Origin of the sequence: Nocardia sp. JMUB6875 (genome assembly GCF_041154655.1) — a bacterium.
GTDB lineage: Bacteria > Actinomycetota > Actinomycetes > Mycobacteriales > Mycobacteriaceae > Nocardia.
In genome coordinates this window covers 65,075-89,693 of record NZ_BAAFGR010000006.1, presented here as the reverse complement: position 1 = coordinate 89,693, position 24,619 = coordinate 65,075, and the positions used below count along the sequence as shown (strand labels likewise).

Here is a 24,619-nt window from a genome sequence, read left to right as displayed (position 1 = left end):
TAGGCCAGAACTGGAAGCCCGGTAACGGGTGTAGGTGACTGGTACTAATAGGCCGAGGACTTACCAACAAAGAAGCTACGCGTCCACTGTGCAGTATCTGAAACAACACACAGACCCTCTGCGTGAGGGTGTGGATAGTTTCATAGAGTTACGGCGGCTATAGCGGTGGGGAAACGCCCGGTCCCATTCCGAACCCGGAAGCTAAGGCCACCTGCGCCGATGGTACTGCACTCGACAGGGTGTGGGAGAGTAGGACACCGCCGGAACATCATTCGCGAAACCCCCTGACTTCGGTCAGGGGGTTTCTGCGTTTCCGGGGCAGGCTTGGCCTTTCTCCAGCTCAGAGCATGTGGAGAGCGGTGCTCTTGACTCGGTGCGGAGATTCTGTGACCATTGGTCAAAACAGAGAGCACCGATCTCGGAGTAGTCATGATCAGCACCGCCTGGACCGCCGCCAACCTGACCCTCGCTTTCTTGTTGGAACTCGTGGCTGTCGGTGCACTGACCTACTGGGGCGTGCGCACCGGCCGCGGCCGCACCGCGAAGATTCTGCTGGGCGTGGGCATGGCGGTGGCCGCCGTGGCGCTCTGGGGCATGTTCGCGGCACCGCAGGCGAGCTACTCGATTCCCGTTGCCGCGGTGGTCACCAAGGTCGCGGTCTTCGGTGGCGCATCCGCCGGGCTCTGGCAGCTGGGCCACCGGGCGGCCGCCATCGGCTTCCCGGTCCTGGTGGTCGCCAATCTCGCGGCGATCCACTTCGGTCACCTCTCGTTCGGATCACCGCCGAGGCCGGTTGGGCCGCTGGGAAATTCACGCGACAGCGCGAACGTTGCACTGTTACGTTCACACCACTCGACAAGCAGGAAGGGGCCGATCATGCGGGAGTCTCGCACCATCGTCGTGGCCCGTTCGCGCTTCGAGGTGATCCTGGTGTCTTCGCCGGCTCGGTGCCGGCTGCGCGGCCGGTACTGAGTACCCCCGGACGTTCCTGATCGTCCCGGGGAATCGCGCTGTTCTGTACCAGATCAGCACGAAGGACGTATGACCGTGCGTACCAATGTTTCTCGAACCAATCTGGCTGCCGTTCGCAACCTCGGAATTCTCGCGCATGTCGACGCGGGCAAGACCACGGTGACCGAACGCATGCTGTTCCTCACCGGGATCACCCACAAGCGCGGCGAGGTGCACGACGGCACCACCGTCACCGATTTCGATCCACAGGAACGCGATCGGGGCATCACCATCTTCGCGGCGGCCGTGAGCTGCGCCTGGGCCGGGCACCGGCTCGCCGTCATCGATACCCCGGGGCACGTCGACTTCTCCGACGAGGTCGAGCGTTCCCTGCGTGTATTGGACGGCGCCGTAGCCGTTTTCGACGCCGTCGCGGGCGTCGAGCCGCAGAGCGAATCCGTGTGGCGGCGCGCCGACCGCTACGGCGTGCCGCGCATCGCGTTCGTCAACAAGATGGATCGCGCCGGGGCCGACCTGACGGCCGCCGTCGCCTCGATTCGCGAACGGCTGCACCCGGTTCCGCTGCTCGTGCAGCTACCGGTCTACAGCGACGAGGTATTCACCGGTGTCGTGGACCTCGTCCGCCTGCGGTCCCTGCAGTGGGACGGCGGGGTCGTCGAGGGCCCGGTGCCCGAACATCTCGCGGCGGACGTGGACCGCCACCGGCGTGAGCTGGAAGAGGTGGTGGCGGAACGGCATTCGGCGGCGCTCGAGGAGTTCGTCGAACGCTCCGGGCTGTCCGCCGACACCCTGACCGCCGCGCTGCGGGAGTTGACCCTCTCCGGCGAGGTGGTGCCGGTGCTGTGCGGCGCGGCCTACCGCGATATCGGCGTCGAGCCGCTGCTCGACGCCGTCGTCGCCTACCTGCCGTCGCCGCTCGACCGGCCCGCGGTCGGCAGCGACGACGACCAGCGCACCGCGGATCCGGCGGAACCGCTTGCGGCACTGGCGTTCAAGGTGCACGCCACGCCGACCGGGCGGCTCACCTTCGTCCGCGTCTATTCGGGCGTCCTGGCCAAGGGCGACACCGTGCTGGACACGGGCACCGGACGCCGCGAGCGGATCGCGCGCATCCTGCGGGTGCAGGCGGACCGGCACGAGGAGGTGGCGGCCGCGGTGGCGGGCGACATCGTCGCACTGGTCGGGCCCAAGGCAGTCCGGGTCGGCGCGACCCTGTGCGCGCCGGACGCGCCGGTCCAGCTGGAGCCCCCGGCTCCGACCGAACCGGTGATGTCGGTGGCGGTCGAGGCGCGCACCGGCGCCGAGACCGAGAAGCTGGCGCTCGCGCTGGCCCGCATCGCCGACGAGGACCCGTCCCTCACGGTGCGGACCGATCCGGAGACCGGGCAGACGCTGCTGGCCGGTCTGGGCGAGTTGCATCTCGAGGTCGTGGTGGAGAAGCTGCGCCGCGACCGCGGGCTGAGCGTGACGGTGGGCAGGCCGCAGGTGGCGTATCGCGAGACCGTGGTGCGCGGCGTGCGGGGTCTGGTGTACCGGCACGTCAAGCAGGACGGCGGGTCCGGGCAGTGGGCGCACATCGTGCTCGACGTGCAACCGCTGAACGAATCCGAGGCCGGGGCAACCGGTTTCGAGTTCGAGTCGGCGGTGGTCGGCGGCCGGGTGCCCGCGGAGTTCGTCCGCGCGGTGGAGGCCGGCTGCCGCGACGCCCTGGCCGAGGGCCCGCTCGCGGGTCATCCGGTCACCGGCGTGCGGGTCACGCTCACCGACGGTGCGACGCATTCGAAGGATTCGTCGGACCTGGCCTTCCGCACCGCCGGTCGGCTCGGCATGCGGGAAGCCTTGCGCGCCAGTGCCATGGCGGTACTGGAACCGCTGGCGGAGGTGACCGCCACGGTGCCGGAGGACCATGTCGGCGCGGTGCTCGGTGATCTCGCGGCCCGGCGCGGCCGGGTCACGGGTTCGGTCACCCGGACCGGGACCGTGGTGCTCACCGCCACGGTTCCGCTGGCCGAACTGTTCGGCTACGCAACGCGTTTGCGCAGCCGGACGCAGGGCCGGGGCACGTTCACCACGCGCCCGCTCGGCTACGCCCTCGCGCCCTAACGGGCGAACGGAGCCGGTGGCGGCGACACCTTGATGTCGTCCGCCACCGGCTTCCGGTGTGCGGGTTCCACCGAAAGGGGTTGATTGTTGTCGCGACTACAGTTACTGTTGTCGCAACAACAGATTTCCTCGATTGGAGATGGTCCCGATGATGTACTCGTTCACCGAAGCAGCCGTGATCAAGGGCGATATCGACAAGATCTGGGCGGTCGCCACCGATGTCGCCCGCTGGTCCGACTGGGATCCGCACGAGGAGAAGTCCCGCATCGACGGCGAATTCGCGGCCGGTACCAAGGGCTGGGTCAAGCCGAAGGGCGCCCCCGCCGGGCCGTTCACCATTGTGGCCGTGGAGCCCGGGAAGTCGTGGACCAGTGAGGCGGGCATTCCGTTCGGCAAGCTGCGCGGGCACCGCACCTATGAGGCGCTCGGCCACGGCACCGTGCGGGTGGCGGAGAATGTGGAAGTCCACGGGCCCTTCGGGCCGTTGTTCAAGCTGATCTGGGAGAAGGCCATGCGCGCGGACATGCCGCTGACCTTCGCCGCATTGGAAGAGGAGGCGCTACGGCGTGGCTGAATCTCCGGGTAATTCGCGGGGCGTGCCGCGGGGTCCGCTCATGAGTCCGGGCTTCTGGCTGCACCACGCCGCGCTGGAATGGCGGGCCACCCTGGAACGCAACCTGCGCCCGCTCGGCCTCACCCCCACCCAGTTCAACCTGCTGGCCTCGGCGGGCTGGCTGAGCCGGGAGGGGGAGCTGCCGACCCAGCAGCAGGTGGCGGACATGTCCGGCTCGGATCGGATGATGGCGTCCAAGGTGATTCGCGGCCTGGAGGAGCGTGAACTGCTGGTCCGCCGCCCCGACCCGGCCGACGCCCGCGTACTGCGCATCGAACTCACCCCCGCCGGAAGGGAATTGGCCAGCAAGGGCGTCCGGACCGCCGTCGACACCGACGCCCAACTCTTCGGCGACGACGGCGATCTTCTACGCGAACACCTGAAACCGATAGCCGCGCACCGGCTTCCGGACTGATCAGGACTTGACCAGGATGGCGCGGGTGTAGAGCAGGCTGAAGCCCTGGCGCTGGACATTCTGCTGGGATTTCGAGCCGGGCTGGGTGGTGACCACCGCGATATCGCAGCCCGCCGCCGTGGCCTCGGCGAGGCGGACCGACAGCAGCGAGGACTGGACGCCGTGCCGTCGTTGCTCGGGATGCGTTGCCGCGCCGGTGAGTTGGGCGACGCCCTGCGACAGGCGCATGCTCGCGCCGCCCGCCACCTGTCCGTGGTATCGGGCCAGATAGCGTCGTACGCCCGCGGCGCTGGTCATATCCCGCACGGCGGCGGCAATGATGTCGGCGGGGAACTCCTCGTGGGAGGCCACACCCTGGGTGTCGGGGGTCGCGAAACCGGTCGCGACCACGTCCAGCCAGACGTCGAATTCGGCCTCGTCGCTGTGCCGCACGTCGACCCCGTCGGCGACGATCGCCGCCCGGGCGTCGCCGAGCTCGATCCCGAGGACGTTCTCGAACGACACCAGCCGGTACCCGCGCCCGGTGAGCAGTTCGCCGATGCCCGGATCGCCGAGCTGCGAGATCTCGGCTTGCACCGGCGTCTTCCGTTCCGCGAACAACCGCTCGATCTCCTCGAGCTCGGCTTCCCCGGGTATCCCGTCGAAGCCGAGCCCGGCCACCTTGTTCAGTGGCGACCCGTCCTCCGCGAAGGAGGCCACCCCGCCCGCGATCGGAATCACGAATCCGGCGTCCGCCCCGTGCCGGGCCGCGGCGGCCCCGCTGCTCTTGGCGATCAGCTCCGCCTCGACCCGCTCGATACGGGCGGCCAACTCCACTCCACAGAACAGCGTTCCGGCACTTTGCATGGCTTCGACCATAGGGCGCGCCCGTGCCCGAGTCGCGGCATCTTCGGGCGCGGCTAGGGTCTTCAGGCGTGGCTGGTGATCATTCGAGCGGGCTGGTGGTCGGGTTCGACCTGGATATGACGCTGATCGATTCGCGGCCGGGGATCGCCGCGGTGTGGGATGCGGTGGCGGCGCGGACGGGGGTGGCGATCGATTCGGAGTTGGTGGTGTCGCGGCTCGGGCCACCGTTGGCGGTGGAGGCGGCCGAGTGGTTTCCCGAGCACGAGGTGCCGGGGATCGTGGCCATGTATCGGGAGTTCTATCCGGAGCTCGCGGTGCACGCCTCGGAGCATCTGCCGGGGGTGGTCGACGCGTTGGCCGCGGTGCACGGGGCCGGCGGGCGGGTGCTGGTGATCACCGCCAAGAACGGGCCGCACGCGCAATTGCATCTCGATCACCTCGGGCTGGAGGTCGACGAACTGGTCGGCGGGGCCTGGGCGGAGGAGAAGGGGGAGGTGCTGCGTGAGCGCGGGGCCTCGATCTATGTCGGCGATCATCTCGGGGATATTCGCGCGGCGAAGGTGGCCGACGCGGTGTCGGTCGCGGTGACCACCGGGCCCTACTCGGCCGAGGAATTGTCGGCCGCCGGTGCGGATGTGGTGCTGCGCGATCTGACCGGATTCCCGGCCTGGCTCACCGCGCACCTCGCCGCCTAGCTCGATTCGAGTGCCGCCCTTGGCATCAGGGTGAGCGCAACGGTGTTCGCGGCGACGGTCCCCGGCTACCTTTCGGCCAATGAGCAAGATCTTGTCCCGGTCGCGTGGTTTCAGCCGGGTTGCGGTAGGTATGACGGCTGCGGCCCTGGTGGCGGTGCTGGCCTCGGCCTGCTCCAACGATTCGTCCGGAAGCGGTTCGGACACCGTCTATTTCGGCGTCTCGGGGCCGAAGACCGGCAACTCCGCCGAGTACGGCCGGCTCTGGCAGCAGGGCTTCGATCTGGCGCTGGACGAGATCAATGCCGCGGGCGGGATCAATGGCAAGAAGGTCGCGCTGAAATGGGAGGATTCGCAATCGGATCCGAAGCAGACGGTGCCCATCGCGACCAAGTTCGTCGGCGATCAGTCGATCATCGCCGAGCTGGGTGACTTCTCCTCGCCCGCCTCCATCGCGGCCTCGCCGGTGTACAACCGCGGCAAGCTGGTGCAGTACGGGTTCACCAACTCCTCGGTGGACTTCACCAAGGGCGGCGACTACTCGTGGAGCCCGTCCATCACCTTGGACGTGTACCAGGAGCGCAATGCCGAATGGGTGCGCTCCAAGGCCAAGAAGGTGTCGGTGGTCTACCTCGAAACCGACTGGGGCAAGCAGGCTTTCAAGTTCTTCGAGCAGTTCGCCAAGGAGAAGGGCATCGAGATCGCCTACTCCTCTTCGATCCTGCCGGACTCGCAGGACTTCCGGCCGGTGCTGATCAAGGGCCGCGACGCCAACCCGGAGGCGTTCGTGCACCTGGGCTACGGCCCGGACGGCGCGCTGGTGGTCAAGCAGCTGCGTGATGTCGGCTTCAACGGCCAGTTCTTCGGCGGCCAGAACACCCCGCAGTTCATCGACCTGGCGGGCAAGGCGGCCGAGGGCGACATCGTGAACGGCGTGTTCACCCCGTCGGATCCGAGCCCGAAGGTGCAGAGCTTCGTCACCAAGTTCCGGGCCAAGTTCAATACCGATCCGGGCGACTTCAACGTCTACGCCTACGACGCGCTCTACGCGCTGGTGAAGGCCGCGAAGTCCGGCGGCGCGACCCGCGAGGGCGTGCTGAAGGGCCTGCGCGAGGTGAAGGACTTCGACGGAATCGGCCTGGGCACCTTCGCCTTCGATCAGCAGACGCGCCGCCCGAGCGGCGTGAAGCCGATCGAGCTGGTGCTGCAGAACGGCAAGTTCGTGCCGGTCGGAAGCAATAAGTAGATGCTCGACACGCTCATCGCGGGTCTGGTCCACGGCAATGCGTACGCGCTCATCGCCGTGGGCATCACCCTGATCTTCGGGGTCAGCAATGTCATCAACTTCGCGCACGGCTCGATCTTCGCGTTCGGCTCGGTGCTGGGCTGGTGGCTGATCGCCCAGCACGGGGTGCCGTGGTGGGTGGCGCTGGTGATCGTGGTGGCGGTGACGGCGCTGGTCGGTGTGGCCATCGACGTGCTCGCAGTGCGGCCGTTGCGGCGCGCCCCGGCCATCGCGGCGCTGCTGGCGACGGTGGCGGTCGGGCTGATCATCGAGAACGTGGTGGCGCTGGTGTTCGGGCCGGACACCCGGCCGTTCCCACAGGTGTTGCCCACCAACAATATTCGGCTGGGCGGGGTGCGATTGGGCACCTCGGACGTGGTCATGTTCGCCATTACCCTCACGGTGATGGCGGGACTCTGGGCGTTCCTGCGCTACAGCCGCCACGGTCTGGCCATTCGCGCCACGGCGCAGGATCCCGATGCGGCCGCGCAGATGGGTATCGGCGTGGGCCGGGTGCAGTCGCTGGCCTTCGCCATCGCGTCCGGATTGGGCGGGCTGGCAGGCATTTTCGTGGGTCTCTACAACTCGAACATCTCGCCGACCAGCGGCGGCATCGTCGGCATGACCGGGTTCGTGGCAGCGACCATCGGCGGGCTCGGCTCGATTCCGGGCGCGGTGCTCGGCGGGTTCGTGCTCGGACTGGTGGAGGCGTTCGGCATCTACTGGTTCGGTGACGGCTACCGGGACCTGATCACCTTCGGACTGCTGGTGGTGTTCCTGGTGCTGCGACCCGGCGGTCTGCTGGCGCGGCCGCCCGCCATCGAATCCGAGCCCATGACCGGCACGTTCCTCGGCGCGGGCCGGGAGTTGAAGATTCGCCGATGGCACGCGCTGGTGGCGTTGGCCGTTGCGGGAGTGGCGATTCCGCTGTTCGCCGACGATTACAGCCTCTCGGTCGGTACCCAGATCCTGGCCTACGCGATCATCGCGGTGTCCATGACGCTGGTGGCCGGATCCGCCGGGCAGCTGGCGATCGGGCAGGCGGGCCCGATCGCGATCGGCGCGTATACCTCCGCGGTGCTGACGGTTTCGCACGGCTGGGCGTTCCTGCCCGCCATCGTGGTCGCGGGCCTGGTCGCGGCCGTCGTGTCCTCGGTGCTGGCCGCGCCGCTGTGGCGGCTGGGCGGGCACTACGTGGCCATCGCGACCTTGGGCATCGGCATCGTGACGGTGGCGATCATTCGCAACTGGGAGCCGGTGACCCGGGGCAGCTACGGCATCTTCGGCATCCCCGCGCCGAAGCTCTTCGGCTACGAATTCACCACGCACGCACAGATATTCCGGCTGGAGCTGGCGGTGCTGGCGATCGTGCTGGCGGTGATCGTCGGGGTGCAGCGGTCCCGGCTCGGGACGGCCATCCGGGCCATCGGCGCCGACGAGGTGGCCGCGCGTTCGGCCGGGGTGCCGGTGCGCGACTACAAGGCGCTGGCCTTCGCGCTGGCCGCCTTCTTCTCCGGCATCGGCGGCGCGCTGCTGGCGCACCAGTACTCCTACATCGATCCGACCGTGTTCAATCTGCCCATGTCGCTGCTGGTGGTGACGATCCTGGTGCTGGGCGGTACGGCCTCGCCCTACGGCGCGGTGCTGGGCGCGGTGGTGCTGATCGGGGTGCCGGAGGCGCTGCGGCTCGCGCCGTCGTGGCGAATCGTGTTGTACGGCTTGGTGCTGCTGGCCGTGGTGCGGTTCCGGCCGCAGGGAATTCTGGTGAGGAGGGAACGTGTCGCAGTCGACGCCTGAGGTGGAAGCGGTACTGAGGGTGAACGGGCTGCGGCGTGCCTTCGGTGGTGTGCGGGCCGTGGACGGGGTCGAATTCTCGATCGCGCCCGGCGAATTCGTCTCGATCATCGGCCCCAACGGATCTGGGAAGTCGACGACGGTCAATCTGATCTCCGGGGTGCTGAAGCCCGACGCCGGTGAAGTACTGGTGCGCGGCAAGCGGATTCGCCCGGGCGCTCCGGAGGCGGCCGCCGCGGCGGGCATCGCACGGACCTTCCAGAACGGACGCGTCTTCGGCAATATGACCGTCCGCGAGAACGTGGACGTCGGCCTCCAGACGACGCTGCGCGCCTCCCGGCCGCTGCGGTTACTGGCGAATATCCCGGTGCTGCGGTGGGTTTCGCTGCTCGCCGAGCTCGCGGTGGCGCTGGTGCCGACCCCCGCGGCCCGTGCCGAGCGCCGGGAGTCGGCGGCCCGGATCGACGCGCAGGTGGCCCGGTTCTCCGAACGCCTCGGTCCGCGCGTCGACCACCCGGCCTACACGCTGTCCTACGCCAACCGCCGCCGCACCGAGATCGCCCGGGCGCTGGCGCTGGAACCCGATCTGCTGCTGCTCGACGAGCCAGCGGCGGGCATGAACCAGACCGAGACCGCCGAGATCGGCAGGCAGCTGGCCGAATTGAAGGCGCAGGGCCAGACCGTGCTGCTGGTGGAGCACAAGATGGACCTGGTCCACGACCTCTCGGACCGGGTGCTGGTCCTCGACGAGGGCCGGATCATCGCCGAGGGCACCCCCGACGAGGTGCTCGCCGACCCGCGCGTGATCGAGGCCTACCTCGGGACCAGCCGCGTGCACGGAAAGGTGGCCGTGGATGTCTGACGGCTTCGACGAGAACGCCACGCCCATCCTCGAATTCGAGAACGTGGTGGTGCACTACGGCCCGTCCCGGGCCCTGGACGAGGTGTCGCTGAAGGTCCGCCCCGGCGAGATCGTCTCCCTGCTCGGCGGCAATGCCTCCGGCAAGTCGACCACCATGAAAACCGCACTGGGCCTGCTGAAGCCGACCTCGGGCACGGTCCGGATCGACGGCGTCGACGTGAGCGCCACCCCGCCCGCGACCCGCATCCGGGCCGGCCTGGCCTCGGTGCCGGAGGCCCGCCGCGTCTTCCCGGCCATGACCGTGGAGGAGAACCTCTTCGTCGGCGGCTACATCCGCCGGGAGCGCCGCGCGGTGCTGGCCGCCCGCGCCGCCGAACTCTTCGAGCACTTCCCGCGCCTGGCCGAGCGCCGCACCCAGCGGGCGGGCACGCTCTCCGGCGGTGAGCAGCAGATGCTGGCCTTCGCCCGCGCGCTCATGAGCAAACCCCGCCTGATCTGCATGGACGAGCCCACCATGGGATTGTCGCCGCTGTTCGTGGATCGGGTGCTGGACGAGATCGCCCGGCTCAATCGGGAGCTGGGCCTGGCCATCCTGATCGTGGAACAGCAGGCGGAACTGGCACTGAGCATCGCGCACACCGCCAATGTGCTGCGCACCGGGCGCATCGTGCTGCACGGCCCGGCCGCGGAGCTCGTCGGCGACCCGGCCGTGCGCGACGCCTACCTCGGAAAGGTGACCGTATGACCCCGCAACGGCTCGGCTTCTTCACCCGCCTGGTCCGCACCGACCCCGCCGAGACCGCGGCCACGGTGTACCGCCAGGCGCTCGAGCAGATCGACCTGGCCGAACGCCTCGGCTACCAGACCGCGTGGGTGGCACAGCACCACCTGGATCCGGCCGAGGGCGGACTGCCGTCGCCGTTCGTGTTCCTCGCCCACGCGGCCGCCCGGTTCCCGCGGATTCGCTTCGGGACCGCCATCGTGACGCTGGCGCTGGAGGATCCGATCCGGGTGGCCGAGGACGCGGCCGTACTGGACGAACTGTCGGGCGGGCGACTGGAACTGGGCTTCGGCGCGGGCGGATCACGGCACGCCTTCGAGCTTTTCGAACTGGGCGACGCCGATCGGCAGCGGGTCTACGCCGACAAGCTCGCGAAAGTCACCGGGGCACTGGGCGGGGAGCCGCTGGTCGGCGATCGGACCCTGAACCCGCCCGCCCCCGGGCTGCGGGATCGGTTGTGGCAGGCCACGTTCTCCGCTGGTGGAGCCGAGCGGGCCGGGCGCGCCGGGGACGGTCTGCTGCTGTCCAAGGCCCAGCCGCGTGATCCGGCCGCGCCCGACGCCACCCTGTGGGAGATCCAGCAGCCGCTGGTGGACGCCTACCTCGATGCGCTGCCCTCCGGTGCGACACCGCGAATCGGCGCGTCCCGAGGTGTTTTCGTGGCCGACGACCATGACGAGGCCGTCGAGCTGGCCGAGCGCGGCGCGGCCCGATTCCTGGATCAGCTGGGCCGCAACGGCGGTCCCGAAGGGACGAACACCATCGCCGAGGTGCTGCGCGACATCTACTACGGCACCCCCGACGAGGTCGCCGCGCGGCTGGCCGCCGACTCGGCCCTGCGGCACGCCACCGACTTCATCGTGCAGGCGCATCCGGTCGATCCCGGGCACGCCGCCACCTCGCGTTCCATCGAACTCATCGCCACCAAGGTTGCGCCGCAACTGGGTTGGCGAGCCGACGAAAGGAATCAGTTGTGACAACGGACGTCATCGACGCCGTGCTCGGGGAGCGCGCGGAATCGGTGCGCGCGCTGCGGGCGGTGCGCCCGGCGGTGGTCGAGCACACGCAGGGGGTGTACTCGGCGTTGCTGGACGGTGAGGCGAGCGCGAGCATCGGCCGCGAACGCCTGGTAGCGGCGGCCGTGGCGGTGGCCGAGCTGGCGGGCGCGCCGGAACTGGCCGCGCATTACGCGTCGCTGGGAACCGTTCCGGCCGAGGGCGATCCGGTGCTGGCGGCGATCCTGCGCCATGCCGCGCGGGTGACCACCTCGCCCGCCGCCGTGACCCGGGCGGATATCGACGCGCTGGCCGCGGCCGGTCTGGACGAGCGCGACATCGTGACGGTGGCGCAGCTCATCGGATTCGTGCACTTCCAGGTCCGGCTGCTGGCCGGGCTCGAATTGATCGGAACCGACCCGGAGGGAAGTGCCGAGCATGAGTGAAGTGCGCAGCGTCGAAACATCGCGACGCCCAAAGGGATTCACCCAGGATCAGCTGGATTGGGTGCCGTGGGTGGAGCCCATCGCGCTGGCCGACGCGGACGACGAGCAGCGGCCCCTGCTCGAGGGCGATCGGGGCATCGGCCCGTATTTCCGGCTACTCGCGCGCAACGCCGCGGTGCTGGCCCACCGCAGCGCCAATGACAAAGAGATCTTCTATGGCCGCGAGGGTCTGGCCCGGGCCGAGCGCGAACTCGCGGCGACCGTTACCTCCCGGCACAACGGCTGCGAATACTGCGCCTCCGTTCATTCTCGTTTCACTTCGGCGCTGTCCAAGCGGCCCGCGGATGTCCAGCGGTTGCTGGACGAGGGCAATGACGTCCGGATCGACGAAACCTGGGACGCGGTCATCGATTTCGTGGACGCGCTGGCCGCGAATCCGCCCCGCGCGCACGCCGGGCACCTGAAACGCCTGCGGGAGCTGGGATTCGGCGATATCGAGCTGCACGATCTGGTGTTGTCCACCGCCTCGTTCTCCTGGGCCAACCGGCTCATGCTCACCCTCGGTGAGCCGGAGGTGCCGGCGGTTGTCAGCACTGTCTAGCGGTCTCTGGAAATAATTCTAGAAAGTTCATCCGAAATCTTCCCAGGGTGGGGATCGGCTCGGTATCGTTCCGATGGCAAACAGTCAGTGACGGCACTGGCAATCTGTTGGATCGGAGCACCACCATGACGAACTTCCTTTCGGATGTTCTAGTCCAGACCATCCTGAAGCTGCTGCAGACCGGTTCCTCGAGCCTTTCCGCCAAGTAGCGCAACGAGCGCCATCTTTCGGCTACTGCGCGGAAGCCGAATCGATGACGAAGGGCCTGATCTTTGACGAGGGGATCGGGCCCTTTTTCGTGCCCGCGGCAGGTCGCTGCTCCCGGCAGTCGGGACTCGTGCTTGCCTCGCACCGGAGCGACACGCGAAATTTATACTAAAAATCTCCTCGAAAAGTATTCCGTCCAGTTCCGCTGCTCTGTATCGTGTTGAACGGCAAACGATCAGTGACTTTCGGGTCAATGCGACATCGGGCCGCGAGTCTCCCCCCGGACGCGCGTCCCGAACCCGGGACGGTTCCCCTGCCTATACCCACCGTCCCGGGTGCGCCGCACTGCCCGAAGTCACTGAGCCAACTTTCGGCTAACGCGCGGTAAGTCGAAGGTGCAAACGAAGGGCCCGATCCATGACGAGGGGATCGGGCCCTTCGGTATTGTCTGGCGCAATGTCACAGGAAACGAACGCGGGAAGAATGTACGCCGGGCAGCCCGTAGAAGACCGGCAGCGGCAGCGTCGTGCGCGTTTTCTGGAGTCCGGGCTCACGGTGTTCGCGCGCGACGGATACGCCAATAGTTCCGTCGGGGCCATCTGTAAGGACGCCGGCCTCTCCTCGAGGCAGTTCTACGAGGAGTTCACCGGACGCGAATCGCTGCTGCTCGAGCTCTACGAGCAGATCGATCGCGAATCCCGGGAAGCCGTGGCGGCCACCATCGCCGAGCACTCCGACGCCAGCGCCATCGACATCATCGACGCCGCGGTCCGCGCCTATATCGAGTCCATCGGGCGAGATCCGCGCAAGGCCAGAGTCGCGCTCGTCGAAGTCGTCGGCGCGGGACCCAAGGTGGAGAAGTTCCGCCTGGAGCTGCGGCGCGCCTGGGGCGCGCTGCTGGCCAGTGCCGCCGAGGATGCCGCGCTGCACGGTGAAATCCCGCCCGGTGACTACGAAATGCGCGTACTCGCCATCATCGGCGCGGTGAACTACGTGGTGGACGCCTGGAGCGGTTCGGAACCGCGCCAGCCGCTCGACGACGTCATCCGCGTCCTGCGCCGCGTCATCATGGGTGCGGTCAGCGCCTGACTCCACCGCCGCCCCCGTTCGAACCTCCCCCATCCGACTCCCTTTCGCGCCCGTCCGCCTCGCGGACGGGCGCGATTTTTACGGGTAGCGTGCCGATCATGGAGACGGTGCCGATTCAGATGCCCGACGGGACCACCGTGCCGGTGCGGATGATTCCGGCGAAAGGCCCACACCGGCATCCGATTACGGCTGACACACCGAGGCCCGTGGTCGTAATCGTTCCGGGACTGGGGGTTCCGGGGGAGTTCTATTCACTGTTCGGGAAGCCCTTGGCGGACCGGGGTTTCGACGTGGCGCTGCTGGAGATCCGCGGAAACGGGGACAGTAAACCCAAACCCGGCGCGGCGAGCCAATTCGGTTACCACGAACTGGTCGCCGTGGACTTCCCGGCGATGTTCGAGGCGGTCCGCGAACGCTTTCCGGACAGCACGCCGTATCTGCTCGGGCACAGCATGGGCGGGCAGCTCGGGGTCATGTACGCCGCCCGGATTCGTGGACGGCTGGGCGGGCTCATCCTCGTCGCCTCTGGGACGCCCCACCACCGCGGATATTCGGGCCTGGCCGCGCTCGGCAGCGCGGCGCTCTCGCTGACCGCCCCGCTGGCCGGGTTCTGGCCCGGCGACACCGTCACCGCGGGCGGGTTCGGGCGGCAGTCGAAGGTGCTCATCGCCGACTGGGCGCGACTGGCCCGCACCGGCAAATTCCAGCCCGCCGGGGCCGATATCGATTACGAGGAGCGCATCGCGCGGCTGAAGCTGCCGGTGCTGTCGATCACCCTGCGCGGCGATGAGCTGACCCCGCAGCGCTCGGCGCGGCAATTGCTCGCCAAAATGCCGAACGCCGACATCACCACCTGGCACAACCCGGACTCGCTCGGGCACAACGGGTGGATCAGCGATCCCGGCTCTACCCTCGACTACGTCGAAAAGTGGCTCCGGGACCGCTGATTCGCGGTCGGCGGAATTCGGTGGCTCGCTACAGCGACCGGGACCGGGGTGCGGTCATCTTCTCCGGGCTGAGCAGCTCGTCCAGTTCGTCCTTGGTCATGGCGCCGCGTTCCAGCACCAGCTCGTAGACGCTGCCGCCGGTCTTCAACGCCTCCTTGGCGATCGAGGCCGACTGCTCGTAACCCAGCTTCGGCACCAGCGCGGTGACCAGGCCGATGCTGTGGTTGACCAGTTCCCGGCAGTGCTCCCGGTTGGCGGTGATGCCGACGACGCAGCGGGTGGTCAGGGTGATGGCCGCGTTGCGCAGCATCATGGTGCCCATCAGCAGGTCGTAGGCCATGATCGGCTCGGCCATGTTGAGTTCGAGCTGGCTGGCCTCGGCGGCCATGGTGACGGTCATGTCGTAGCCGATGAGCTGGAAACAGACCTGCGACACCACTTCCGGGATGACCGGGTTCACCTTGCCGGGCATGATCGACGAACCCGGCTGCATGGGCGGCAGATTGATCTCGCCCAGACCCGCGCGCGGGCCCGAGGACAGCAGCCGCAGATCGTTGCAGATCTTCGACAGCTGCACCGCGGCGCGCTTGAGCGTGGCGGAGATGGCGACGAAATCGCCGGAGTCCTGGGTGGCTTCGACCAGGTTCTCCGCCTGGACGATCGGCAGCCCGGTGACCTGGGCCAGCTTGGCGGTGACCAGTTCGGCGTAGCCGGGCGGGCTGGTGATGCCGGTGCCGATGGCGGTCGCGCCCATGTTCATCGCCAGCAGATCCTGCGAGATGCGCAGCAGGTGGGTGATGGCCTCACCGATCATCACCGCGTACGCGCCGAACTCCTGGCCCAGCGTCATCGGCACCGCGTCCTGCAGCTGGGTGCGGCCCATCTTGATGACATCGCTGAACTCGGCGGCCTTGGCCTGCAACGCGGTTCGCAGTTCGCCCAGCGCCGCGACGGCGTTCTGCAGCGACAGGTAGACGCCGAGCTTCACCGAGGTCGGGTAGACGTCGTTGGTGGACTGCGAGCAGTTCACGTCGTCGTTGGGATGCAGGAACTGGTACTCGCCCTTGTGGTGGCCCATGAGCTCGAGGCCGCGGTTGGCGATCACCTCGTTGGCGTTCATATTGGTCGAGGTGCCCGCGCCGCCCTGCACCATGTCGACGATGAAGTCCTCGCGCAGCTTGCCGGCCAGGATCTCGTCGCAGGCCCCGACGATGGCGTCGCGCTTGGCCTCGGTGATCGAGCCGAGCTCCGCATTGGCAAGCGCCGCCGCCTTTTTCACGTAGGCCAGGGCGTGCACGAGATCGCCGAACTTGCGCAGTTTGATGCCCGAGATCGGGAAGTTCTCGACCGCGCGCAGGGTCTGCACGCCGTAGTAGGCCTCCGACGGGATCTCGCGCTCGCCGAGCGAATCGTGCTCGGTGCGGATACCGCCCAGCGGACGGGACGCGGCCTGCATGGCCGACAGCTGTTCGGACACGCTGCGTAGGCGCTGGCTGATGAGCTGGGCCACCCGGCCCACCATGCGGTAGTAGCGCGCGGGATCCTCGGCGGCGATCTGGCGCATGGTGTCTCGGGAGACGGTGAGCACGACCGCGCCCGGTTTGGTGCGGGCGGTGGCGGCGTGCGGGCCGTCGTCGAGCAGCCCGACCTCGCCCAGCAGGCTGCCGGGGCCGTAGTGGCCCACCACGGTTTCGTGTCCGGTCAGGCCGACGAAGACCTCGACCTCGCCCTCGGTGATGATGCCCAGCCATTCGCGCGGCGTCGCCTCGTGGAAGAGCACCGCGCCGGGCGCGAACTCCCGGCGTTCGGCCTGTTTGGCGAGGGCACGCACATCATCCGGGTCGAGGCCGGTGGCGGTGGCGGTGGTCTTGATCAATTCGTCCAGCTGGCCCACATCGACTCCTCGTCCGGAAGGGAGGTGCTTGGTTCAGGACATCCAACACCGGCAAACAAACCGCAATCTTTCCGCGTTCGCCGGATATCTTTCAAGAGCGACTTGGTAACAGCATGCCCGGACACCACCACCTACTAGCCGAACAGGCGGGTCGACGATGGTCAAGATGCTGCTCGAACTGGCCGTCATGCTGGCCATCATCATGATCGGATCCCGGGTCGGAGGCATCGGACTCGGTGTCTGGGGTGGTATCGGCGTCTTCGCGCTGGCGACCATCTTCGGGGTCGAACCGACCGTGCCGCCGGTGGACGTGCTCCTCATCATCCTGTCGGTGGTGGTGGCCGCGGCGACCATGGAGGCCGCGGGCGGCGTCGACTACATGGTGCGAATCGCCGAGCGGATAATTCGCAGCAACCCCAAGCGCATTACCTTCGTGGCGCCGCTGGTGACTTACGCCTTCACCGTCGGCGCGGGCACCGGGCATCTGCTCTACCCGCTGCTGCCGGTCATCCACGAGGTGGCGCGCGAGGGCGGAATCCGGCCGGAGCGGCCGATTTCCATCGCCACCATCGCCAATCAGATCGCCATCGTGGCCAGCCCGGTCTCCGCGTCCACGGCCGCCTCGGTGGTGATCTTCGGGCCCGACGGCTGGTCCATCGTCAAGATCCTGGCCATCACCGTGCCGTCCACGCTCATCGGTTCCATGGTCGGCGCGCTGTCGGTGCTCCGGCTCGGCAAGGACCTCGACGACGATCCGGAATATCAGCGGCGGCTGGCGGCGGGGGAGATCCCGCCCATCGACCCGAGCCATGCCGACCGGGCGCCGCTGCCGCCGCGGGCCTCCTGGTCGGCGGGCATCTTCCTGCTCGGCGTGATCGCCATCGTGGTCTCCGGCGCGTTCCCGAGCCTGCGGCCGGACGTGCACGGCACCGACGGCAAGGTCGACGCGCTGGCCATGCCGTACGCCATCGAGGTGCTCATGCTCGCGACCGCCGCGGTGATCATGGTGCTGTGCAAGGTCGACGCCGCCCGGGTGCCCGGCATGCCGGTGGCCAAGGCGGGTCTGGTGGCGCTGGTCGGGGTGTTCGGATTGGCCTGGCTCGGTGACTCTTTCGTCGAGGCCAACAAGACGCTGATCGTCGACAAGCTCGGCAATATCGCCAAGGACTACCCGTGGACCTTCGCCATCATCGTGACCCTGGTGGCGGCGCTCATCCTGAGCCAGGCCGCGACCACGAAGACGATGATGCCGCTGGGCATCGCCCTGGGCATACCGTCGGCGCAGCTGGTGGCCATGCTGCCCGCGGTCGCGGCGCTGTTCATCCTGCCGGTGTATCCGACCTCCATCGCGGCGGTGAACTTCGACCTGAGCGGGACGACCCACTTCGGCAAGTACGTGCTCAACCACTCGTTCATGCGTCCCGGTCTGGTCACCCTGGTCGCCTCCATCGCCATCGGCTACGGGCTGGCGGCGGTCATCGGCTGAGCGCCGCGCGTCACTGCTTCATGAGCTGCTGGGCGAAGAACTCGTAGACCAGCGCGGCCTGGAAGGCCGACTGCTTGTTGTCGGCCGCGCCGCCGTGGCCGCCCTCGATGTTCTCGTAGTACCAGACGTCGTGGCCCTCGGATTCCAAGAGCGCGGCCATCTTTCGCGCATGGCCGGGGTGCACGCGGTCGTCGCGGGTGGAGGTGGTGAGCAGGATCGGCGGATACCGCCGGTCGGCGCTGGTGTTCTGGTACGGCGAGTACTTCGAGATGTACTCCCACTCCTCCGGCTTGTCCGGGTCGCCGTATTCGGCGATCCAGGACGCGCCCGCCAGCAGCAGGTGATAGCGCTTCATGTCCAGCAGCGGCACCTGGCACACGATGGCCCCGAACAGTTCCGGATACCGGGTCAGCATGACGCCCATGAGCAGGCCGCCGTTGCTGCCGCCGACCGCGCCCAGCTGCTCGTGGGTGGTGATGCCGCGGGCCACCAGGTCGCGGGCGATGGCCGCGAAATCCTCATAGGCCTTGTGCCGGTTGGCCTTCAGCACCGAGGTGTGCCACTCCGGGCCGTATTCGCCGCCGCCGCGGATATTGGTCATGACGTAGGTACCGCCGCGTTCCAGCCAGCCCATGCCGACCGCGCCGAAATAGCCCGGCGTGCGCGAGACCTCGAAGCCGCCGTAGCCGGACATGACGGTCGGGCCGGGCGCGCCCTTCCGATCACGGTGGCGGATCACGAAATACGGGATCTGGGTGCCGTCGTCGGAGGTGGCGAAGAACTGTTCGGTCTCCACGCCGTCGGCGTCGAAGAATTCCTGTTCCTGCTTGAGCACCTCCACACCGCCGCCCACCGAACCCCACATGAGGGTGGTCGGGCGAGTGAAACCACTGGTGGAGAGCATGAACTCGTCGCCGCCCTCGAGCCGGTCCAGATTGGTGACGCTGGTGGTGGCCATGCGCGGGGCGTCGGCCAGCGGTTCGCGGGTCCAGCCGTCGGGACCGGGGGTGAGCACGTAGAGCTTGGTCTGCACATCCTCGAGCGTGACGAGCATCAGGTGGTTCTCGGTCCAGCCGTAGCCGTGCAGCGCCGTATGCGCGTCCGGGGTGAACAGGACATCGAAATCCCGTGCACCGGAAAGGAATTCCTCGAAGTTTGTGGCCAGCAGCGAGCCCGAAGGATAGGTCGTGCCGTTCACCTCCCACGGCGACTTCAGCCGCACCAGCAGCAGCTCCTTGTACCAGGATTCGGTGGCGTCGCTGGGGACGTCGATGAAACGCAGGGTGCCGTCGGGCTCCAGCAGGTAGACCTCCTCGTTGAAGAAGTCGGTGGCTCGGCCCAGGAAGTGGCGCTCGTAGCCGGGGGTACGGTCGTAGCCCGCCGAGACGGCCACATCGGTGACCTCGCCCTCGTACACGAATTCCGCTGCCTCCAGCGGTGTTCCACGATGCCAGCGCTTCACCACGCGCGGGTAGCCGGAATCGGTGAGCGAGCCGGGGCCGAAATCGGTGCCGACGTACAGCGTGTCGTCATCGATCCACGCGAAGTCCGACTTGGCCTCCGGTAGATAGAACCCGCCGTCCTCGGGGGAGATGAAAGCCTTTGCCTCGATATCGAATTCGCGCACCACCTTGGCATCCGCGCCGCCGCGCGAGAGGCTGATCAGCGCCCGCCTCTGCTCCGGCCGCAACACCGCCGCGCTGCCCCATACCCAGTTCTCGTCCTCGGCCGCGGCCAGCGCGTCCAGATCGATGAGGATCTCCCACTCCGGATCCTGCTTGGCGTACTCGGCGAAGGTGGTGCGCCGCCACAGGCCCTTGGGGTGCTCGCGATCGCGCCAGTAGTTGTAGAGCCACGGGCCGCGCCGACCCGGGTACGCGATGCGGGTGTCGGTGTCGAGCATGGCGAGTACGCGCGCCTCGAGTTCGCCGAAGCGTTCCGAGGTGGCGAATCTCCGCTTCGCCACCTCATTACGCGCCTTCGCCCACTCCAGGGCGCGCTCGCCCTCGACCTCTTCGAGCCACAGGTACGGATCCGTCACGCTCTCTCCAACACCGGTCATGCCCTCATTGTTGCCGAGCCCCGCGTTCGCCGGTCGCGAACGTGTTGCCCGGGGTGCGGTGCCGGAGGGCCGCGTCAGCCGAGGCGCACCAGCATCTTTCCGGTGTTCGCTCCGGACAGCACGCCCAGGAACGCGGCGGGCGCCTGCTCGAGACCCTCGTAGACGGTCTCCCGGGCGCGCAGGGTGCCGTCGGCGAGCCAGCCCGCCGCCCGCCCGATGTATTCGCCGAACCTGGCGAGGTGACTGGTGACCAACATGCCGCGCAGCGTGATCTCCTTGGTGGCGGCCAGGTACAGATCCGGCGTGAACTCCGGTGCCGCACCGTTGTATCCGCTGATCGCGCCGACCAGGGCGATGCGGCCGCCCGGGCGCATGGCCTCGATGGCGACCTTCAGATGTTCGGCCCCGACGCCGTCGAGGTAGACGTCGATGCCCTCGGGCGCGGCGGCGGCCAGCTGCCCGCCCAGGTCGCCCGCGCGGTAGTCGACGGCCGCGTCGAAGCCGAATTCCTCGGTCAGCAGCCGGGTTTTCGCGGACCCGCCCGCCGAGCCGATCACCCGGCTCGCGCCGAGTTTGCGGGCGATCTGCCCGGCCACGCTGCCCACCGCGCCCGCCGCGGCCGAGACGAACACGACATCGCCGTCCCGGACCGGGGCGATCGTGGTCAGCGCCGCGTAGGCGGTCAGGCCGGGGGTGCCCAGCGCGCCGAGGTAGTGGTGTGGCTCGGCCAGGCCGGTATCGATCACGGTGGCTGTCTCGGCGTCCACCACCGCGAGCTCGCGCCAGCCCAGGAAGTGAGTCACGGTGGCCCCCACCGGAATCGCGGACGAGCGGGACTCGATCACCTCGCCCACCGCCGAACCCTCCAGCGCCTCACCGAGCCCGAACGGCGGGAGGTAGGACGGCTTGTCGTCCATGCGCCCGCGCATGTAGGGGTCCACCGACATCCAGGTGTTGCGGACCAGGATCTGGCCCTGCGCCAGCTCGGGCAGCGGGCGCTCCACGAGCGCGAAGTTCGCGGCCGTCGGCACGCCCTCGGGGCGGGCGGCCAGCTGAATCTCCCGGCCGGTACGGAGCTGAGTTGTCATGGCGCACAGTCCTTTTCGTTGCGGTGGGCCGGTATCCCGGCCCGTTGCCGACAACGTTAGGAACCGATCGCGCCCGCCCCCAGGTCCCGCGATGCCACCGCCCGGTCCGAATGCGCCAGTCCGGTCGGCGAGGTGCCGCGCCAGCGCCGGAACGCCTTGCGCAGGGCGCGATCGTCGGTGAATCCGAGCCGCGCGGCCACCGCCGCCGTCGAACGGCCCTCGGCCAGCAGGGTTTCGGCCCGCTCCGAGCGCAGCAGATCGACCTCGTACCGCCAGGTGGTGCCGTGGTCGGCGAGGCGGCGCTGCAGGGAGCGGCGGCTCACCAGCAGCCGCCGCGCCACGGCGTCCAGGGTGAGGTCGCCGTCGGCCAGGGCCGCGGCCAGGGCGGCGCGGAACGCCTCCAGCGGGCCGGGCAGGGCGCGCGAGCTCGCCAGCACCAGATCGGCATGACTGCGCAGCAGCTCGCCGAGCATCGGATCGGCGCGGTGCAGGGGCGCGGCGGCGTCGGCGGCGTGGAAGGTGATGCTGTCGGCGGGCGCGTCGAATTCGAGGTCGGTGGTGCCGAACGCCTCGGCCAGCGTCGAATGCCCTGGCGGCGCGGGTCCCCAGGGGTGCGGCGGCGGCCACGGCGATACCCGCGCCCGGGCCGGGTCGCAGGTGGGCGATCAACTCCCACAGGCGAATCAGGGAATCGAGCGGGATCCGGTTCAACCCGACGGCGAGCGCCTGCTCGTCCAGGCCGGGAATGCCCGCCAGTTGCCCGGGTTCGGCTCCGGCCTGCCGGGCGGCGTCGCGCACCAGGCGGATGAGCTGGGTCGAAACCGTGCGGTCGAGCGGATCCACCCGCCCCACAGTAGTGATCGCGCTCGTCCCACCGGTCGGTAGGATTGCGGCTTCGAAGCCCATCCGCGAGGAGGTTCGGTGTCGCCGCAACAACGTTCGCAGGCCGGCCGGCCGCGGCTGTGGGAACAGCACTGCTGCCTGCCGCTGCTGCCGACCGCGGATCTCACCGAGCTGACCCGGTATCCGCTCGGATCGTATCTATCGGTGAATATCGGATATTCGCCGCAATCCACCCGGGAGTCGCTGGAGCTGGTCACCCAGTTCCGGCGGGATGCCTTGACCGACGGGCGGTTCCGGCTCGTGCACAGCATCGAGGATGCCTGGCCGGAGACGCCGACCGCGGAGACCGAGTCCACGCTGGCGCTGGCCTTCGACCTGGAGGACTCCGGTCCGCTCGAGGGTGACCTCGACAATGTCGAGCTGTTCTACGAATTGGGGCTGCGGTCGCTGCTGCCCAGCTACAACTACGCCAACGCGGCCGGATGCGGCTGCCTCGATGCCAACGACACCGGGCTCACCGCGTACGGGCGGGAGCTGATCCGCAAGCTCAACGAGGTCGGGGTGTTCGCCGACGGATCGCACTGCTCGGTGCGGACCGGACTCGACATCGCCGAGACCACCACCGTGCCGATGATCTACAGCCACTCGAATTTCGCGGCGCTGTGGGCGCATCCGCGCAATATCACCGATGAGCAGGCCAAGGCGTGCGCGGCCACCGGGGGCGTGATCGGCATCAACGGCGTCGGAATCTTCCTGGGCCACAACGAGCCCGCGTCCCGGGCCGAGCGGGTCGCCGCCATGGCCGACCACGTCGTCTACGGCGTGGAGCTGCTGGGGATCGAGCACATCGGCATCTCGTCCGACTTCTCCTTCGACGGCGAGGAATTCAACGACGTCATCTTCGCCAGCCCGGAGAGCTTCTCCGAGGAGTACACCCGCTACGGCCGGTTGCAGTGGACTCCGCCGGAGGACCTGCTCGGTGAGTCGGACGTGCCGGGGCTGGACGAGGTGCTGGCCGCGCGCGGCTTCACCGAATCAGACCGGTCAGCCGTGTTCGGAGGCAATTTCGCGCGCGCGGCCCGGCAGGTGTGGCGCGATTAACGTGTTCCGCGTCTCACCCGAGCGGGGGATGGCTGAGTGAGCAACCGGTAACAGGTCTAGTCTCGACTGCGTGACTTCCCACTACGATGTCGTCGTTCTCGGCGCTGGTCCCGGCGGTTACGTCGCCGCGATCCGTGCCGCTCAACTCGGCCTGCGAACAGCGATCGTCGAGCAGAAATACTGGGGTGGCGTGTGCCTGAACGTGGGCTGCATTCCGTCCAAGGCGCTGCTGCGCAACGCCGAGCTCGCCCATATCTTCACCAAGGAAGCGAAGACCTTCGGTATCTCGGGTAACGCGACCTTCGACTTCGGCGCGGCGTTCGACCGCAGCCGCAAGGTCGCGGACGGCCGGGTCAAGGGCGTCCACTTCCTGATGAAGAAGAACAAGATCGACGAGTTCGACGGGAAGGGCACGTTCACCGGTCCGAAGTCGCTGTCGGTCGCGCTCACCAAGGGCGGCACCGAGGACATCACGTTCGACAACGTGATCATCGCCGCCGGCACCGAGACCAAGCTGCTGCCGGGCACCTCGCTGTCGGCCAATGTGGTCACCTACGAGGAGCAGATCCTCACCCGCGACCTGCCGGGCTCCATCCTCATCGTGGGTGCGGGCGCCATCGGCATGGAGTTCGGCTACGTCCTCAAGAACTACGGCGTGGACGTGCGCATCGTCGAATTCCTCGACCGCGCACTGCCGAACGAGGACGCCGACGTCTCCAAGGAGATCACCAAGGCGTACAAGAAGCTCGGCATCACCATCACCACCGGTGCGGCCGTGCAGTCCATCGACGACGACGGGTCGAAGGTCACCGTCGCCATCAAGGACAACAAGTCGGGTGCGATCGAGACCGTCACCGTCGACAAGGTGCTGCAGGCCGTCGGCTTCGCGCCGCGGGTGCAGGGCTACGGCCTCGAGGCCACCGGCGTGCAGCTCACCGATCGCGGCGCCATCGCCATCGACGACTACATGCGCACCAATGTCCCCGGCATCTACGCCATCGGTGACGTTACCGCCAAGCTGCAGCTCGCGCACGTCGCCGAGGCGCAGGGCGTGGTCGCCGCCGAGACCATCGCCGGTGCCGAGACCCAGGCGCTGGGCGACTACCGCATGATGCCGCGCGCCACCTTCTGCCAGCCGCAGGTCGCCTCCTTCGGCCTCACCGAGCAGCAGGCCCGCGACGAGGGCTACGACGTCAAGGTCGCCACCTTCCCGTTCACCGCCAACGGCAAGGCGCACGGCCTCGGCGACGCCCAGGGCTTCGTCAAGCTGGTCTCCGACGCCAAGTACGGAGAACTGCTGGGCGGCCACATGATCGGCCCGGACGTCTCCGAGCTGCTGCCCGAACTGACCCTGGCCCAGAAGTGGGACCTCACGGTCAACGAGGTGGCCCGCAACGTCCACACCCACCCGACCCTGTCGGAAGCGATTCAGGAAGCGATCCACGGCCTCGCGGGCCACATGATCAACTTCTGATTCTCGAACGAAGAAGCCCGGTG

Annotated in this window: 22 protein-coding genes and 1 rRNA gene; 18 read left to right on the top strand and 5 right to left on the bottom strand. The window is 68.3% G+C overall.

Annotation, left to right across the window (positions count from 1 at the left end):
* Positions 1-149: 149 nt before the first annotated feature.
* The 5 genes from rrf to ACAM49_RS03165 all read left to right on the top strand — a co-directional run bounded on the left by rrf (position 150) and on the right by ACAM49_RS03165 (position 4,103).
* A 5S ribosomal RNA gene (gene rrf / locus ACAM49_RS03185) occupies positions 150-266 on the top strand.
* A 163-nt stretch (positions 267-429) separates the two neighbouring features.
* Positions 430-972, top strand: a complete 543-nt coding sequence (locus tag ACAM49_RS03180; RefSeq protein WP_369633933.1) for a YrdB family protein — start codon at positions 430-432, stop codon at positions 970-972.
* A gap of 69 nt (positions 973-1,041) precedes the next feature.
* The gene (gene fusA, locus ACAM49_RS03175) at positions 1,042-3,075 is read left to right on the top strand and encodes an elongation factor G (RefSeq protein ID WP_369633932.1); all 2,034 of its coding nucleotides are present in this window, start codon (positions 1,042-1,044) and stop codon (positions 3,073-3,075) included.
* Between the two features lie 151 nt (positions 3,076-3,226).
* A complete protein-coding gene (locus ACAM49_RS03170; protein WP_369633931.1) occupies positions 3,227-3,649 on the top strand; it encodes an SRPBCC family protein in 423 nt (140 codons plus the stop codon).
* Positions 3,642-4,103 (top strand): MarR family winged helix-turn-helix transcriptional regulator, encoded by a 462-nt coding sequence (locus ACAM49_RS03165; RefSeq protein WP_369633930.1) that lies wholly within the window; start codon positions 3,642-3,644, stop codon positions 4,101-4,103. Before ACAM49_RS03170 ends, ACAM49_RS03165 begins: the two co-directional genes overlap by 8 nt.
* On the opposite strand, the gene ACAM49_RS03160 is transcribed toward ACAM49_RS03165, so the two are convergent.
* Complete coding sequence (locus ACAM49_RS03160) at positions 4,104-4,931, bottom strand: GNAT family N-acetyltransferase (protein WP_369633938.1); 828 nt, start codon at positions 4,929-4,931, stop codon at positions 4,104-4,106.
* An 86-nt stretch (positions 4,932-5,017) separates the two neighbouring features.
* On the opposite strand from ACAM49_RS03160, the gene ACAM49_RS03155 reads away from it, so the two are divergent.
* The 10 genes from ACAM49_RS03155 (at position 5,018) to ACAM49_RS03110 (ending at position 14,648) form a co-directional block, all read left to right on the top strand.
* Positions 5,018-5,644: an HAD family hydrolase gene (locus tag ACAM49_RS03155; protein ID WP_369633929.1), complete on the top strand. Its 627-nt coding sequence runs from the start codon at positions 5,018-5,020 to the stop codon at positions 5,642-5,644.
* A 79-nt stretch (positions 5,645-5,723) separates the two neighbouring features.
* Complete coding sequence (locus ACAM49_RS03150) at positions 5,724-6,887, top strand: ABC transporter substrate-binding protein (RefSeq protein WP_369633928.1); 1,164 nt, start codon at positions 5,724-5,726, stop codon at positions 6,885-6,887.
* Positions 6,888-8,723 carry an ABC transporter permease gene (locus ACAM49_RS03145; RefSeq protein WP_369633927.1) on the top strand — a complete coding sequence of 612 codons (1,836 nt, stop codon included), beginning with the start codon at positions 6,888-6,890 and terminating at the stop codon, positions 8,721-8,723.
* Entirely contained in the window at positions 8,704-9,582 is an 879-nt protein-coding gene (locus ACAM49_RS03140; RefSeq protein WP_369633926.1) for an ABC transporter ATP-binding protein, read from the top strand. The genes ACAM49_RS03145 and ACAM49_RS03140 overlap by 20 nt, the downstream gene beginning before the upstream one ends.
* A complete protein-coding gene (locus ACAM49_RS03135; RefSeq protein WP_369633925.1) occupies positions 9,575-10,327 on the top strand; it encodes an ABC transporter ATP-binding protein in 753 nt (250 codons plus the stop codon). The genes ACAM49_RS03140 and ACAM49_RS03135 overlap by 8 nt, the downstream gene beginning before the upstream one ends.
* Positions 10,324-11,340: a putative FMN-dependent luciferase-like monooxygenase gene (locus tag ACAM49_RS03130; RefSeq protein WP_369633924.1), complete on the top strand. Its 1,017-nt coding sequence runs from the start codon at positions 10,324-10,326 to the stop codon at positions 11,338-11,340. Before ACAM49_RS03135 ends, ACAM49_RS03130 begins: the two co-directional genes overlap by 4 nt.
* Positions 11,337-11,804: a hypothetical protein gene (locus tag ACAM49_RS03125; RefSeq protein WP_369633923.1), complete on the top strand. Its 468-nt coding sequence runs from the start codon at positions 11,337-11,339 to the stop codon at positions 11,802-11,804. Before ACAM49_RS03130 ends, ACAM49_RS03125 begins: the two co-directional genes overlap by 4 nt.
* Complete coding sequence (locus tag ACAM49_RS03120; protein ID WP_369633922.1) at positions 11,797-12,405, top strand: peroxidase-related enzyme; 609 nt, start codon at positions 11,797-11,799, stop codon at positions 12,403-12,405. The genes ACAM49_RS03125 and ACAM49_RS03120 overlap by 8 nt, the downstream gene beginning before the upstream one ends.
* 663 nt (positions 12,406-13,068) lie before the next feature.
* Positions 13,069-13,701, top strand: a complete 633-nt coding sequence (locus tag ACAM49_RS03115; protein ID WP_235949243.1) for a TetR/AcrR family transcriptional regulator — start codon at positions 13,069-13,071, stop codon at positions 13,699-13,701.
* Between the two features lie 98 nt (positions 13,702-13,799).
* Positions 13,800-14,648: an alpha/beta fold hydrolase gene (locus ACAM49_RS03110; protein ID WP_369633921.1), complete on the top strand. Its 849-nt coding sequence runs from the start codon at positions 13,800-13,802 to the stop codon at positions 14,646-14,648.
* 28 nt (positions 14,649-14,676) lie between these two features.
* Here the strand turns inward: ACAM49_RS03110 and aspA are convergent, their stop codons facing one another.
* On the bottom strand, positions 14,677-16,542 hold the full coding sequence (gene aspA, locus ACAM49_RS03105) for an aspartate ammonia-lyase (RefSeq protein ID WP_369633920.1): 1,866 nt from the start codon (positions 16,540-16,542) through the stop codon (positions 14,677-14,679).
* Between the two features lie 157 nt (positions 16,543-16,699).
* Here aspA and ACAM49_RS03100 point away from each other — a divergent pair, with 157 nt between their 5' ends.
* Complete coding sequence (locus ACAM49_RS03100) at positions 16,700-18,028, top strand: anaerobic C4-dicarboxylate transporter family protein (RefSeq protein ID WP_369633919.1); 1,329 nt, start codon at positions 16,700-16,702, stop codon at positions 18,026-18,028.
* Between the two features lie 10 nt (positions 18,029-18,038).
* Here the strand turns inward: ACAM49_RS03100 and ACAM49_RS03095 are convergent, their stop codons facing one another.
* From ACAM49_RS03095 to ACAM49_RS03085, 3 genes are all read right to left on the bottom strand, one after another.
* Positions 18,039-20,090: a prolyl oligopeptidase family protein gene (locus ACAM49_RS03095; protein WP_369633918.1), complete on the bottom strand. Its 2,052-nt coding sequence runs from the start codon at positions 20,088-20,090 to the stop codon at positions 18,039-18,041.
* A gap of 74 nt (positions 20,091-20,164) precedes the next feature.
* A complete protein-coding gene (locus ACAM49_RS03090; RefSeq protein ID WP_369633917.1) occupies positions 20,165-21,178 on the bottom strand; it encodes an NADP-dependent oxidoreductase in 1,014 nt (337 codons plus the stop codon).
* A 56-nt stretch (positions 21,179-21,234) separates the two neighbouring features.
* A complete protein-coding gene (locus tag ACAM49_RS03085) occupies positions 21,235-21,651 on the bottom strand; it encodes a helix-turn-helix domain-containing protein (RefSeq protein WP_369633916.1) in 417 nt (138 codons plus the stop codon).
* 448 nt (positions 21,652-22,099) lie between these two features.
* On the opposite strand from ACAM49_RS03085, the gene ACAM49_RS03080 reads away from it, so the two are divergent.
* Together ACAM49_RS03080 and lpdA are read left to right on the top strand one after the other, a co-directional pair.
* The gene (locus ACAM49_RS03080; RefSeq protein ID WP_369633915.1) at positions 22,100-23,122 is read left to right on the top strand and encodes a dipeptidase; all 1,023 of its coding nucleotides are present in this window, start codon (positions 22,100-22,102) and stop codon (positions 23,120-23,122) included.
* Between the two features lie 70 nt (positions 23,123-23,192).
* Complete coding sequence (lpdA, locus tag ACAM49_RS03075; protein ID WP_369633914.1) at positions 23,193-24,596, top strand: dihydrolipoyl dehydrogenase; 1,404 nt, start codon at positions 23,193-23,195, stop codon at positions 24,594-24,596.
* The last annotated feature ends 23 nt before the right edge of the window (positions 24,597-24,619 follow it).